The organism is Anaerolineae bacterium, assembly GCA_013178165.1.
Classification (GTDB): Bacteria; Chloroflexota; Anaerolineae; order Aggregatilineales; family Ch27; genus Ch27.
In genome coordinates, this window is sequence record JABLXG010000010.1 from 92,080 (window position 1) to 104,728 (window position 12,649).

The window sequence follows — 12,649 nt, forward strand, 5'->3', positions numbered from 1 at the left end:
TTCTGGAGTCGTTGCAAAGGGTTCACTGATACTGGCGGTAGTCCACCCTGATTGGCTCCTCCGGAAGCCGGAAGTATGTTGGTGCAATCAGGGCGCGCGCCAGGCGGCATTTGAACTCGTCACGCGGGATTTCTTTCGCTCCTAACTGCTCAAAGTGGGGTTGCATCCACCAGACATCCAGTAACTCGAATTTCTCGCGGCGGAGGGTTTCGACCAGGGTGAGCAGAGCGATCTTGCTGGCGTTGTCGCTGGTGTGAAACATGCTACTGACGGAGAAATAGCCGCCCAGGGAGACCCCGAACAGCCCACCAACCAGCTGGTCATTCTCGTAAGCCTCGACGCTGTGTGCGAATCCGAGCCGGTGCAGCTCGGCAAAAACGCGCTTCAATTCCGGGGTGATGAACGTTGTCTCTCGCTCTGGCCCCGGCGTTGCACAGCCTTCCTGAACGCCATCGAAGTCGGTATCGAAGCGAATACTGAACTGGTTGTTGTTCAGGTAGGAGCGCATCCGTTTGGGAATATGAACAGCTTCCAGCGGTAGGATAGCTCGTGGGTCCGGGTCGTGCCAGCGCATCGGGCCGGTATGCAGAGGTGAAGGGAAACATCCTAAGGCATAGCCTTGAATTACCAGTTCCGGTGTCAGCGGCTGGACTTCCAGCAAAGTGGTAATCACATCGCTGTGGCCGCCCGGCGCAAAGCGGAGTGCCCGGAATGCTGTGCGGTAAAATTGATGTCGCATGGCCCGCTCTGCACGGCGCACCATGTGCCGTACAGGTCTGGGGATCAAAGTCTTGACTAGTCTCTTCATGGTGACTGACCTTTTGCTGGCACACGCTCACTTAAGGTAAACGACGACATGCCCTGTGGCAAAGCCTCAGAACTGTGACAACTTTCCCCATTTTGCGGCAAGATGGCGAATTCACCTGCTCTTTGCCAGATCGAGCGCCCTCTTTGTAGCAATGTCATTGTAATTGTAGTTGGCAGCTCCGGCCACCATGCCGCAGGAGTGCCGTATGCTCTCCACGGGGGTAAATGCTTTTGCGGAAGCTGCAGGCAGTGCCCGGCGAGAATTACCCTATCCGGCAGGGTAGGAATCGGTATAATGTTGCCCTGATGCCGGCTGCCGACTGATTCCGATTTGATGCAGGACGACACTGTCGTGCCAATTCTGAAGCCTGGAACGCTCGAATTCATCAGCCATAATGCCGAACAAACCATCCGTCTGGGCCAGCGCTTGGGGGAAATGCTCCGATCGGGGGATATCCTCTGCCTGTACGGGACGCTGGGTGCAGGCAAGACCGCCTTCGCCCGCGGGGTGGGGCGCGGCTGGGGCGCGATTCCCGGCGTGACCAGCCCAACCTTTGTCCTGGTACACGAGCATACCCGCCAGGCCGACGATCTGCGCCTGATCCATGTGGACGCCTACCGCCTGGCCGGGCCGGAGGATGCGTTGACGTTCGGCCTGGACGAGCTACTGGCCGACCGCCACCCAGTGCTGATCGAATGGCCGGAGCGCGTGGCGGACCTGCTGCCAGCGGAGCGGCTTAACATCACCTTCAATTTCCTAGATTCCGAGCGCCGCCAGATCTTTTTTGAGGCGCTGGGCAAGTCCTACGAAGAACTCCTGGAAATCTTCCGCCGTCGCACCTTTGGCGCGTAAGGGGTATGTGAGAATCGAGATAGTGTACGATGTTACTGGCAATTGATACCGCCACCCGTGTGATCAGCCTGGCGTTGCATGACGGCGACCGTGTACTGGCCGAAGCGTCCTGGGAGACCGCCAACCATCACACCGTGGAGCTGGCTCCGGCTGTGCAGGGGATGCTGGGCCGCGCCGGGCTGACTCCTGCCCGGCTCAAGGCGGTCGCGGTGGCGCTCGGCCCCGGCTCGTTCACCGGCCTGCGGATCGGGCTGGGACTGGCCAAGGGGCTGGCCACGGCCTGCCAGATCCCGCTGATCGGCGTCCCTACGCTGGAGATTCTGGCCGCCGCCCAGCCCCGCTTTGATGGTGAATTGGTTGCAGTCCTGGAAGTCGGGCGGGGGCGCATCTGTGTGCAACGCTTTAGCTGGGCAGTGAATGCCTGGGAGCCGCTGGAGGAGCCAGCCATTATGGACTGGGAGGCGCTGCTCGGTCAGCTAGGCCAGACGCCAGCGCTCCTCAGTGGCGAGATTAACGCCGCTGCTGTCCAGAAAGTCGTCGCGGCAGCGGCTGGCGGGCAGGCGCTGACGCTGGCCCCGGCGGCGGCGCGTCTGCGGCGAGCCGCGTACCTGGCCGATCGGGCCTGGCAACGGCTGTGGCGCAACGAGATCGACAACCCCGATACACTCGTGCCGATCTATCTGCACCAGCCTGGAGTGCCCCACCCGTGAATCACGCGCCCCGCTATGTCCTGCGTAAGATGCGCTATGAGGACATCCCGCAGGTGGTGGTCATTGACCGCCAATCCTTCCCTATGCCCTGGTCGGCCAGTGTGTACCGCTATGAAATCGGGCAGAATAGCTACAGCACGATGGTGGTGGTTTGCCGCTATGAGCCATCGCTGGCCGACCACGAGCCGACCGGCCTGACCCGCCTGCTGGACCGGCTGATGGGCCGCGACCATGAGTCCCCTCACCGTATTGTGCTGGGTTACGGTGGCTTCTGGCTCAATCAGGGGGAAGCGCACATCAGCACGATTGCCTCTCATCCCGCCTACCGCCGCCAGGGGCTGGGCGAATTGCTGTTGGCCGGGATGATCCGGCGCAGCCTGAATCTGGATGCAGGGCAGATTTCGCTGGAAGTGCGCGTTAGCAACACGGCAGCCATCAGCCTGTACCGCAAGTACGGCTTCGTACAGGTAGGCGTCAAGCCACACTACTACCGCGACAACATGGAGGATGCGCTGGACATGCGGGTCGACCCGATCGATCACCGCTACCGGGTCTTCCTGGCGGAGCGCTGGGAGGCTCTGGCGGCCCGGCTGGCCTTTCTGGATGCCTTCACCAGCGACCGGGCAACGGGCAAGATCGGGCCGCCGGACAGTCGCCTGAGCAGGCGGAATCGCGCATAATCGATGCCAGCCAAGGCCTTCAGACGGCAGGCCGGGAGATTTCCTGAGGGGTGCATATGGACGCTCAGAGCAAACAGGAAAAACAGGCACAACTGGCCGCCATTGCCAGAGAGATCGCGGCGTGCCGGAAGTGCGCACTGTGTCACAGCCGCAGCCGGACGGTCCCTGGCGCCGGGCCAGCCGACGCAAAGATCATGTTCATCGGGGAAGCACCGGGCTTCCATGAAGATCAGCAGGGTCTGCCCTTTGTCGGGCGCAGCGGGCAATACCTCAACCAGCTGCTGGCGACGGTCGGGCTGCGCCGCGAAGACGTCTTCATCGCCAATGTGGTCAAGTGCCGCCCACCAGAAAACCGCGATCCCCTGCCGGAAGAACTGGCCGCCTGCCAGGATTATCTGGACCGCCAGATCGCGGTGATCAATCCGGAGGTGATCATCACGCTGGGACGCTTCAGCATGGCCCGCTACTTCCCCGGCGCACGCATCACCCAGATTCACGGCCAGGGCCGCCGTAAGGATGGCCGCCTGTACTTCCCCATGTACCATCCCGCCGCTGCCCTGCGCAACCCGGCCATGCAGCCAGAGATGGAAGCGGATATCAAGCGGGTGATCGCTCTGATGAATACCGCCGGAGCCGCCGATGACAACGAGGAGAACGACCAGCCGCCCGTGCAACTCCGGCTGTTCTAGGCGCGGGGCGGGCTGAGGCGGCGCAAGGGGGGAAATGTGGGAACACAGGCAGAGGTTCTGGCGGCGCCGGCAGCGGTTGAGGAGTTGCCGCTGGCGGTGCAGCGTCGCAGCATGGTCGGCTTCATCGCCGACTATGTGCTGTTTGCCATGGCGCTGGCGATTCTCAACCCCGGCGTATTGCCCCCTGACTTTGTCACCCAGCTTGGCGGCGGTCCGGTGCTGGCCGGGTTAGCCGGTCTGATCTTCCGCGCCTTCTGGCTGGTACCGCAGATGTTCTTCGCCGCGTGGATCAACCGTGTCCCGCACAAGAAGCGTTACATCGTCCTGCCAGCCATTCCGGGCCGCACGTACCTGCTGGTAGCCGCCGGGTTGATGGTGGCCGTCGGGCCAGATCATCCTGATGTGCTGATTCTGTTGCTGCTGAGCGGCCTGGCTATGCTCGGCTTTTGCGATGGCATGTCGGCGGTAGCCTGGATGGATGTGCTCGGCAGCAGCCTGAGTGTCTCCCAGCGGAGCTGGATGATCAGCCTGTCGCAGGCGCTGGGTGGCGTTCTGGTCGCGGTGCTGGTAACGCCGCTGGTGCGCCATGTACTGGGGCCAGCGGGGCCGCTCTTCCCTGCCAACTACGCCCTGTTACTGGCGATCTCGTCGGTGCTGCTGGTGCTGGGTATCTCTGCTTATGTGCTGGTGCGGGAGGGCCACTCCCCGCCCCCGGCGGATTCGCCGTCGCTGCGGCAATATCGCGCTTTTGTGTGGCGCAGCCTGCAGCAGGATCATGGCTTCCGGCGCTACCTGCTGACGCGATTCGTCTTCGATCTGGGCAACGCCGGTCTGCCGTTCTATATCGTCTTCGCTACTGAGGTGCTGGGGCAGGCCAGCGCCATCGCCCTGAGCGATCAGATTCTGCTGACGACAACGACCAGCATTGCCGCGGCGTTTCTGCTGGGCCGGATCAACTTCCGCTATGGCCCGCGCCGGGTGATGATCCTGGCCGGGTTCGCCGCCATGAGCGGGCCGTTGCTGGTGCTCAGCGCCCGGTTCCTGGGGCCAACCGGCCTTCACCTGGCCTGGATCACCGTTGCGGTGATCAACACAGCCTTCGTGCCGGGTTTCCTCAACTGGGTGGTGGAGTATGCGCCGGAAGGCTACCGACCGATCTACAGCGGTCTGGCCAACACGCTGGGGATGGTAGCCCTGGTGGCGCCGCTGATCGGCGGTGTGATCATCCAGACACTTTCATACGAAGCGCTTTTTGCGACGGCGGGAGGGCTGGGCGTGCTGGCAGTCGTGTTGATCCTGCGCCTGCCGGATCCGCGTCAGTCCCGTCAGGCGGTCGTCAGGGAAGCACTGTAGCGTCGCCGTTGAAGCGCTCTTGATCGGCGGGGTATACTGGCCGCCGCGGGGCAGGACGGGGCGCAAACTTCCTATCAGGCATGAGAAGGGTGCGAAGCTTATGCAATTCGTCCCGATTATGGTGGCTGGTTTTGTAGGGGCGCTGCTGCTGACGCCGCTGGCGCGGCGGCTTGCCTGGCGCTTTAACGTGATTGATCAGCCCAGCGGGCGCAAGGTGCATACTACCGCCACGCCGCTGCTGGGCGGGCTGGCGATCTACGCCGGGATGGTCCTGGCGCTGTTGTTCTTCAGTCCACGCGCCTACCTGGTGGAAACGCTGGCCATCGGCGCAGGCGCGTCCTGGATGGCTCTGATCGGTCTGATCGATGACCGGCAGGGCATGGGTTTTCGCGCCAAATTGCTGGCGCAGGTGGTGGCCGCGCTGGTCGTGATCCTGGCCGGGATTCGCATCACTCTGTTCCGCATCCCCGTCGTCGACTCCGCCCTGACGCTGATCTGGATTGTGGCCCTGACCAACGCCCTGAACTTCCTGGACAACATGGATGGCCTGGCCGCCGGCCTGACCGGCATCGCGGCGGCCTTTTTCTTCATCCTGTCGGCAGGCGAAGGGCAGGGACTGGTTTCCAGCCTGGCGGCGGCGATCACGGGGGCGGCGCTGGGTTTCCTGATCTTCAACTTCAACCCGGCCAGTATCTTCATGGGCGACATGGGCAGCCAGGTGCTGGGATTCGTGCTGGCCATCCTGGCGATCAAGCTGCGCTTTAACACCCCGCCCAGTATCGCCACCTGGTCAGTGCCGGTGCTGGTGCTGGGACTACCGATCTTCGATATCACGCTGGTAGTCTTCACCCGTCTACGGGAGGGGCGTTCCCCGGCCCAGGCAGGCAAAGATCATACCTCGCACCGGCTGGTGCAGATGGGTCTGACCACCCGCCGCGCCGTGCTGATCCTGTACGGCGTCTGTTTGATCCTGGGGATCGACGCCATCCTCGTCAGTCGTTCGACGCCAGAGATGGCGCTGATCCTGGTTGGCGTGACGCTGGTTGTGGCGTTGGCGGCATTTATCGGGCTGGAAACGTTCCGGATTCGACAGCGGAGGGCGGGCAAGCTATGAGCGCGACGTACCTGGTGACAGGCGGGGCAGGGTTTATTGGATCGCATCTCGTCGAGGCGCTGGTTGCCGCCGGTCAAACCGTGCGGGTGATCGATAACTTCGCCACCGGACGCCCGGAGAATCTGGCCCCCTTCCGGGAGCATATCACCTTCTACGAGGTCGACATCACCGATCGCCCGGCGCTGGACGAGCCGTTTCGCGGGGTTGATTATGTCCTGCATCAGGCGGCGATCCCGTCCGTACCGCGCAGCGTCGACGACCCGCTGGGCACCCACAACGCCAATGTCACCGGCACGATCAACGTGCTGGACGCAGCGCGGCGGGCGGGGGTCCGCCGCGTGGTATACGCTGCGTCTTCTTCCGCCTACGGCGAGATCGCGGGCGAGTACAAGCGGGAAGATATGCTGCCGCAACCGCTTTCCCCGTACGCCGCCGCCAAGCTGGCCGGGGAATACTACTGCCAGGCCTTCTACCACGTGTACGGGCTGGAGACGGTTGCCCTGCGCTACTTCAATGTGTTTGGCCCGCGCCAGGACCCCACCAGCCAGTACGCAGCGGTCATCCCGCTGTTTATCACGGCTATGCTGCAGGGCCGCCAGCCGACGATCTTTGGCGATGGCCTGCAGAGCCGCGACTTCACCTTTGTGGCCAATGTGGTGCATGGCAACCTGCTGGCCTGCACTGCCCCGGACGCCGCCGGGCAGGTGATCAACCTGGCCTGCGGGGAAAGCATCTCCCTGCTGGAACTGGTCGAGGCGATCAATGCAATCCTGGGGACGAACATCCGCCCGCTCCACGCTGCCCCGCGCCCCGGCGACATCAAGCATTCGCGGGCGGATATCTCCCGCGCCCGCCAGCTCCTGGGCTATACGCCACAGGTGTCCTTCCAGGACGGTCTGGCCCGCACGGTGGACTTCTTCCACGCTGGTAGCTAGGGACACTGGCGATGAGCATGCCCGCGCTGACCTTTTCCAGCGGCTCGCTGTATCTCTACAGCCTGGATCGCTGCTTTGCGCTGGCGGCAGTGCACGGCTTTGACGGCGTTGAAGTGCTGATCGACGAGCGCTACGACACACGCCAGCCAGAAAATCTGCAGCGGCTGATTGATGCCTACGGTCTGCCTATCCGCAGCCTGCATGCGCCATTCATCGGGCACGTCCTCCCCGGCTGGCCGGCTGACCCGGTTGAGTCTATCCGGCAGACGGTGCGCCTGGCGGAGGTGATCGGCGCGGCGCATGTCGTGATCCATCTGCCTGATCGCGTGGGTTACATCATGGTGATCGGCGGCGGGCGGCGGACATTGCTGCCCTGGCTCCCGGCCAGCCGACCGCTCCGGGACTGGATAGCCAGCGGCGGCCTGGCCTGCTTTCAGGCGGAAACGGATGTCCGCATTTGCGTGGAAAATCTGCCAGCCAAAAGCCCCACCCTGCAGCGCCTGCTGCCCGGCTTTGATCAGCGCCGCCTGACGTGGTGGAACACGCTGGAAGACTGGCCGCGTGTGCATCCCTACCTGACGCTGGATACCACGCACTGGGCCACACATGGTGTGGCTCCGCTGGAAGCGTACCGCGCCGCCGACGGGCGCGTCCGCCACATCCATCTGAGCAACTACCGTGCTGGCGCGCAGCACCTGCCGCCGCAGGCGGGTGAGCTGGACCTGGGCGGATTTCTGGCTCACCTGGCCAAGACAGGCTTTGACGGCCAGATCGTGCTGGAACTGAACCCGAAGACGCTAGAAGCCGATGATCCGAGCCGCGTCGAGGCTGTACTGGCTCAGGCGGCGGCCTTTTGCCGGGCGGCGCTGGCTAAGGGGTGAACATCTTGAGCGGGGCGCTGTTTTTGCTGTTTCCTAGCGTGGAAGGTTGTCCAGGATGTCTTGCAGGTCAGCAGGCAGCGGCGCGCGGAAGGTTAGCGGCTGGCCGGTAGAGGGCGAGCGGACGGTCATCTCCGCCGCGTGCAGGAAGTGCCGCTGGAGCTTGATCCGTTGCTTGCGGTAACCATAGACGGTATCACCGACCACCGGATGGCCAATAAAAGCCAGGTGAACGCGAATCTGGTGCGTCCGCCCGGTGTGGATGTGTACTTCCAGTAAGGCGTGCTCAGCGTAATATTCCAGTACCCGGAACTCGGTCACAGCCTCGCGACCACCACGGACGGCGGCCATCCGTTTGCGCTGCTGCGGGTCACGTCCGATGGGTGCTTCGATCCGCCCGCTGGCGCTATCCGGCAACCCTTCGACCAGGGCCAGGTATTTCTTCTCGATGGAGCGCGCTGCGAACTGCTCGGCCAGGGCGCGGTGGGCGCGGGGCGTGCGGGCGATCACAATCACGCCGGAAGTGTCTTTGTCCAGGCGGTGGACAATCCCGGCGCGGTACTCATCGCCGACCTCGCGCAGTTCCGGCCAGCGGTACAGCACGGCGTTGACCAGCGTGCCGGAGTCGTGGCCGTAGGCAGGGTGAACGACCATACCGGCTGGCTTGTTGATCGCGATCAGGTCAGCGTCTTCGTAGAGTACGTCAAGCGGGATCGGCTCCGGCAGCACAGCGCTGGTCACCGCCGGGGGCAAAAAGATGGCGATTCGCTCGCCACCCTCGATGCGGTAAGCAGGCTTGCTCGGCCCGCTGTTGACCGTCACCCGGCCCTCTTTGATCAGGGTCTGGATGCGCGTGCGGGAAAGATCGGGCACTTGCTCGGCGATCAGGCGGTCGAGCCGCTCGCCGATGGCTTCCGCCACGAATTCGTAATCCGGCTCTTCGGCTTCGATGAAGTCGTTTAGCGTCATACACGCTCCCTTGCAGCTTCACGGGTCTGGCGGATCGAGGCAGGTGGTTCCGCGCCCCTCAACCGGCTCCCCATTTACCTTTTGACACTCTCCAGATAGGCCAGCGGGATGGTCAGCCGCAACTCACCCTCGCGGGCGGCCAGGCGGTTGAGCGCCGCTTCCAGCCGCCGCAGGATCGCCACGGCTTCCTCCGGCGGCAAAAACTCTCGCCAGCCCTCCAGAAAGGCCATGCGGATGAAACTGTGGCGCAGCAGGGCGCTGCCATTGACATAACGCAGGCTGAACGTCTGCTCGTAAATATCGGTCACGCCCAGTCCCGCTTCTTCCAGCAGGGCGCAGGCAGCAGCGACCGTCGTCCGGCCCGCGGTGTGCGCCTCCAGGGCGGGCAGCAGATCAGCGCGTCCGGCTTCCTGTAACACGTCCGCATACACCGTGTAGAACTCGCTCATGTGCCCGCGCAGATTGGTGGTCAGGGCCAGCCGCCCGCCCGGTCGCAGGACACGGGTGCATTCTCGCAACACGCCGCGCACGTCAGCAAAGTTATTGATCCCCAAGTTGGAAACGATCAGGTCGAATGTGGCGGGGGCGAAAGGCATGGCTGCGCCATCTCCGCCGATCAGCGCCACATGCTTGAGGCCCAGGGCGACCTGCTTGAAGCGGGAGCGCCGCAGGCCGTTCAGCCAGCTGTCCAGCCCGTAGGCGTGGCAAGCCTGCCCCAGGCGCTGGGCCAGGTCCAGCAGCGGGAAGCCCGCGCCGCAGGCCAGATCGAGAACGGTCAGGCCAGGGGCCAGCGGGACGCGCTCCAGCAGCACCTGCCCAAAGATGGCCGACCACAACGGCGCTTCATCGAAGACGGTCATCAGAGCCGGGTCATTCCAGTCAAAAACGGTAGCGAATTCGTCGGTCATAGCGCGCTCCGGGGGCGCAGGCTGGCGGGTCACCCGGAGGCGTATTGTAGCCCGTCCGGACGGGCGTAGCCAGAAACGAGGCCGGGAAAGAAGAGGCAGGAGGCCAGGAGACCTTCCACGCACTGCCTGCTCCCCATTCCCCACCTCCTGCTTCCACACAAAACAAATGCGCCGGGGGGGAGACCCGGCGCAGGTGCAACAGACAGGCTGTGGCAGGCAGTCAATCCAGGTCGACATACTCCAGTTCCATCGAGACCGGCTCCGCTGATGCTGGCTCCGGACGATTTTCGATGGGCCGGGCGGGCGCGCTTGAGGCCGGGCCAATCGTGCGCGTCGTGCTGGCCCGGCTCGAGGGGCCGTTGAAGGCGTCCGGGCGGGCGGTGCGTGGCGAAGCGGCGCTCTCCGATCGGCTGGTTGTCCAGCGCGGCCCGCTGCTTGCCAGCGACCCGCTGCCTGCCAGCGACCCGCTGCCTGCCAGCGGCCCGCTGCTGGAAGTCGGTTCGGTGGGAACAGGTCGGGCGGCTTCCACGCGCGGCGTAGCCGGGCTGACGGACGGCATGGAAGGCGGTTCGCTGTTCCGGGCTACTGGCCCGGCGGGACGGTCGACCGGAGAGCCACTGGCAACAGGCCGGTCGACCGTGCCGCCAGCACTGGCGGTGGCATGGTTGCCGCCATATGCGCCACCCCCCACACCGCTGCCAAAGAAGCTACGCTGGGCCTCATAGTGGCGGCGCGAACCGGAGTCGGTGTAGGCGGAGGCGCCCAGGGCCGTGCTCCGTTCCGGCAGGCTGCGGGCCGTCCCGCCGGGCACCGCGCGCGGTTCCGCCGGGCTGAAGCTCGTCCGGCCCCCGCCGCCAAGTGGCCGCGCCGCGCTTTCCACCAGCCGCCCGGCCTGATGAGACGTGCTGAACAGGTGATCCCCGGCAAAGGCAAAGGTGCCGATGATCAGAACACGGGTCAGCCAGGTCAGGCCAGCGATGAACGGCGGGCCATAGACCAGCATATCGGCGCGGCTGAACAGCTCATTGCCCAGGCGCGGGTTGGCGGAGAAAGCCGTGACGACCGCCCACCAGGTCATCACAGCGTTCATCCCGGCGCCCAGCAACCAGGCTCCGGTCAACAGCCAGACTTCCTTTGGCTCCTTACGCCCGGTCTCCGGCGTGAACAGGCGCGCCAATCCGGCAAAATCGATGGCGCAGAAGGCCACGGCCAGGATGCGCGCCCAGGTGGCGATCCCCAGGGCGTCGCGCTCGCCGAGCAGGGACGCCAGGGCGTATTCGGTCGTGGCAAAGTTGAATACCTCAAAGGCGATCAGTGCGGCCAGCAGGATCAACCCCAGCCACAGGCCACGCGCGGTGACCTGCCGCCGCCAGTGACGGAAACGCTCCACCAGCGCCAAGTTGAGTTCGAAGGTCGTTGTCGCCACAGCCCTGTCCTCCTTTTGAACACATGTTCTGATTCATGATAACATTAGAACATGCGTTCGTCAACAGGATTTGCAGGCGCTGGGGCGATTTTTCCTGTCCACAGAAGATTGGTCGGAGGAGCTGTTAGCAGCCGTCAGTGCGGCGCGATCTGGGAGGGTTCGTCTTCGACCGGGGGCACCGGCGGTTGCGGATCGTTGGCGCGGCGCTCCACCCACCACAGCACGCCCAGCAGCAGGCCTACGCCGACGACAATGGAAGCGTCCGCCACGTTAAAGACCGGCCAGAATTTGAAGTCAAAGAAATCGACTACATACCCCAGGCGGATACGGTCGATCAGGTTGCCAGTGGCCCCACCAAGCTGGAGGCCCAGCGCCAGGCGGATCGGCCAGCCCTGGTCGGGCATCTGGCGGTAAAAGTACAGAATCATGCCCACGACGACAAAGGCCACCAGGGCAAAAAACAGCCCGCCATCAGGCAGGATACCGAAGGCCGCCCCCGTGTTCTGCACATACGTAAAGGTAAAATAGGGACGCAGTGCCTCCACCGGCGCCCACTGCTCATACAGGCCGAGGTTAGCGGCGACAAGCGCTTTGCTGATCTGATCAAGGGCGATCACAGCAAGGGCAACCCCGATCAGAAACAGCCATCTGGTCCAGCGCATAACGGCATCCTTTGGTCGTGACGGCGGCTAGCGCCGGAGGTAGTCGCGGGCTTCAGCACAGGCCATACACAGCGGTGTATACGGGATCGCTTCCAGACGAGCCAGGTCGATCTCCTGACCGCAGTTGTCACAGTGGCCGTAGGTGCCAGCCTCGAACTTGGCCAGGGCGTCCTCTACCAGTTGCAGGCGCTTCTCGCTGCTGGTGCGTATGGCCAGGTCCTTGGCCTGGTCAAAGGCCTGGGTGGCGTCGTCGGCCTGGTGGTTGGTATATCCGGTGCCATCCAGAGCCAGGGTATCCTTCAGGCTCTCCACGTTCTCCAGCAAATCGGCGCGCAGGGCCTCCAGGACGGGCTTCAGTTCTTCAGGGGACCGGATCATCAACCCCTCTCCTTTTTGCGATGCTGGCGCGATGCGATGCAAGGACGGCAGGAAATCCTCTACCGCAACAGTCTGTTGCGGTGCGATTTTACCGCCCGCCGGGGAGAGCGCAACTGCACTTTTTGGTACTGTATCCTTTTCGGTTGAAATTCGTGGAATGGTTTTCATGTTCCTGCAACAGAATGAAGTCGCGTGTCATTTTGAGAGAAAATACACATGCGATTTGGTGCGTAGATGGGCAACCTTCAACCGGCATCTGAATTTCAACCGCGAAAGATACACTACCC

At 63.7% G+C, this 12,649-nt stretch carries 14 protein-coding genes; 8 read left to right on the forward strand and 6 right to left on the reverse strand.

Annotated features, from left to right (window positions below; all coding sequences use genetic code 11):
- Positions 1-22: 22 nt before the first annotated feature.
- Positions 23-739, reverse strand: a complete 717-nt coding sequence (locus HPY64_09215) for a leucyl/phenylalanyl-tRNA--protein transferase (protein NPV67307.1) — start codon at positions 737-739, stop codon at positions 23-25.
- A 420-nt stretch (positions 740-1,159) separates the two neighbouring features.
- On the opposite strand from HPY64_09215, the gene tsaE reads away from it, so the two are divergent.
- From tsaE to HPY64_09255, 8 genes are all read left to right on the forward strand, one after another.
- The gene (tsaE, locus tag HPY64_09220) at positions 1,160-1,660 is read left to right on the forward strand and encodes a tRNA (adenosine(37)-N6)-threonylcarbamoyltransferase complex ATPase subunit type 1 TsaE (GenBank protein ID NPV67308.1); all 501 of its coding nucleotides are present in this window, start codon (positions 1,160-1,162) and stop codon (positions 1,658-1,660) included.
- Between the two features lie 29 nt (positions 1,661-1,689).
- Positions 1,690-2,370, forward strand: a complete 681-nt coding sequence (gene tsaB / locus HPY64_09225; GenBank protein NPV67309.1) for a tRNA (adenosine(37)-N6)-threonylcarbamoyltransferase complex dimerization subunit type 1 TsaB — start codon at positions 1,690-1,692, stop codon at positions 2,368-2,370.
- On the forward strand, positions 2,367-3,050 hold the full coding sequence (gene rimI, locus HPY64_09230; protein NPV67310.1) for a ribosomal protein S18-alanine N-acetyltransferase: 684 nt from the start codon (positions 2,367-2,369) through the stop codon (positions 3,048-3,050). Before tsaB ends, rimI begins: the two co-directional genes overlap by 4 nt.
- 56 nt (positions 3,051-3,106) lie before the next feature.
- Complete coding sequence (locus tag HPY64_09235) at positions 3,107-3,739, forward strand: uracil-DNA glycosylase (protein ID NPV67311.1); 633 nt, start codon at positions 3,107-3,109, stop codon at positions 3,737-3,739.
- A 36-nt stretch (positions 3,740-3,775) separates the two neighbouring features.
- Positions 3,776-5,092, forward strand: a complete 1,317-nt coding sequence (locus HPY64_09240; protein NPV67312.1) for an MFS transporter — start codon at positions 3,776-3,778, stop codon at positions 5,090-5,092.
- 100 nt (positions 5,093-5,192) lie between these two features.
- A complete protein-coding gene (locus HPY64_09245; GenBank protein NPV67313.1) occupies positions 5,193-6,206 on the forward strand; it encodes an undecaprenyl/decaprenyl-phosphate alpha-N-acetylglucosaminyl 1-phosphate transferase in 1,014 nt (337 codons plus the stop codon).
- Positions 6,203-7,141 carry an SDR family oxidoreductase gene (locus HPY64_09250; protein ID NPV67314.1) on the forward strand — a complete coding sequence of 313 codons (939 nt, stop codon included), beginning with the start codon at positions 6,203-6,205 and terminating at the stop codon, positions 7,139-7,141. The genes HPY64_09245 and HPY64_09250 overlap by 4 nt, the downstream gene beginning before the upstream one ends.
- Before the next feature lie 11 nt (positions 7,142-7,152).
- Positions 7,153-8,022 carry a sugar phosphate isomerase/epimerase gene (locus tag HPY64_09255; protein NPV67315.1) on the forward strand — a complete coding sequence of 290 codons (870 nt, stop codon included), beginning with the start codon at positions 7,153-7,155 and terminating at the stop codon, positions 8,020-8,022.
- A 33-nt stretch (positions 8,023-8,055) separates the two neighbouring features.
- Here HPY64_09255 and HPY64_09260 read toward each other — a convergent pair whose 3' ends face one another.
- The 5 genes from HPY64_09260 to HPY64_09280 all read right to left on the reverse strand — a co-directional run bounded on the left by HPY64_09260 (position 8,056) and on the right by HPY64_09280 (position 12,362).
- A complete protein-coding gene (locus HPY64_09260) occupies positions 8,056-8,988 on the reverse strand; it encodes an RluA family pseudouridine synthase (protein NPV67316.1) in 933 nt (310 codons plus the stop codon).
- Positions 8,989-9,062: 74 nt separating this feature from the next.
- Entirely contained in the window at positions 9,063-9,896 is an 834-nt protein-coding gene (locus tag HPY64_09265) for a methyltransferase domain-containing protein (GenBank protein NPV67317.1), read from the reverse strand.
- Between the two features lie 220 nt (positions 9,897-10,116).
- On the reverse strand, positions 10,117-11,322 hold the full coding sequence (locus HPY64_09270; protein ID NPV67318.1) for a hypothetical protein: 1,206 nt from the start codon (positions 11,320-11,322) through the stop codon (positions 10,117-10,119).
- A 134-nt stretch (positions 11,323-11,456) separates the two neighbouring features.
- The gene (gene lspA / locus HPY64_09275; GenBank protein ID NPV67319.1) at positions 11,457-11,984 is read right to left on the reverse strand and encodes a signal peptidase II; all 528 of its coding nucleotides are present in this window, start codon (positions 11,982-11,984) and stop codon (positions 11,457-11,459) included.
- A 27-nt stretch (positions 11,985-12,011) separates the two neighbouring features.
- On the reverse strand, positions 12,012-12,362 hold the full coding sequence (locus tag HPY64_09280) for a hypothetical protein (protein NPV67320.1): 351 nt from the start codon (positions 12,360-12,362) through the stop codon (positions 12,012-12,014).
- Between the last annotated feature and the right edge of the window lie 287 nt (positions 12,363-12,649).

Coding starts and splice junctions, on each gene's coding strand:
- HPY64_09245 (NPV67313.1), top strand. CDS start 5,193: ATGCAATTCGTCCCGATTATGGTGGCTGGTTTTGTAGGGGCGCTGCTG.
- HPY64_09215 (NPV67307.1), bottom strand. CDS start 739: ATGCGACATCAATTTTACCGCACAGCATTCCGGGCACTCCGCTTTGCG.
- HPY64_09260 (NPV67316.1), bottom strand. CDS start 8,988: ATGACGCTAAACGACTTCATCGAAGCCGAAGAGCCGGATTACGAATTC.
- HPY64_09255 (NPV67315.1), top strand. CDS start 7,153: ATGAGCATGCCCGCGCTGACCTTTTCCAGCGGCTCGCTGTATCTCTAC.
- HPY64_09250 (NPV67314.1), top strand. CDS start 6,203: ATGAGCGCGACGTACCTGGTGACAGGCGGGGCAGGGTTTATTGGATCG.
- tsaB (NPV67309.1), top strand. CDS start 1,690: ATGTTACTGGCAATTGATACCGCCACCCGTGTGATCAGCCTGGCGTTG.
- lspA (NPV67319.1), bottom strand. CDS start 11,984: ATGCGCTGGACCAGATGGCTGTTTCTGATCGGGGTTGCCCTTGCTGTG.
- HPY64_09235 (NPV67311.1), top strand. CDS start 3,107: ATGGACGCTCAGAGCAAACAGGAAAAACAGGCACAACTGGCCGCCATT.
- HPY64_09265 (NPV67317.1), bottom strand. CDS start 9,896: ATGACCGACGAATTCGCTACCGTTTTTGACTGGAATGACCCGGCTCTG.
- HPY64_09280 (NPV67320.1), bottom strand. CDS start 12,362: ATGATCCGGTCCCCTGAAGAACTGAAGCCCGTCCTGGAGGCCCTGCGC.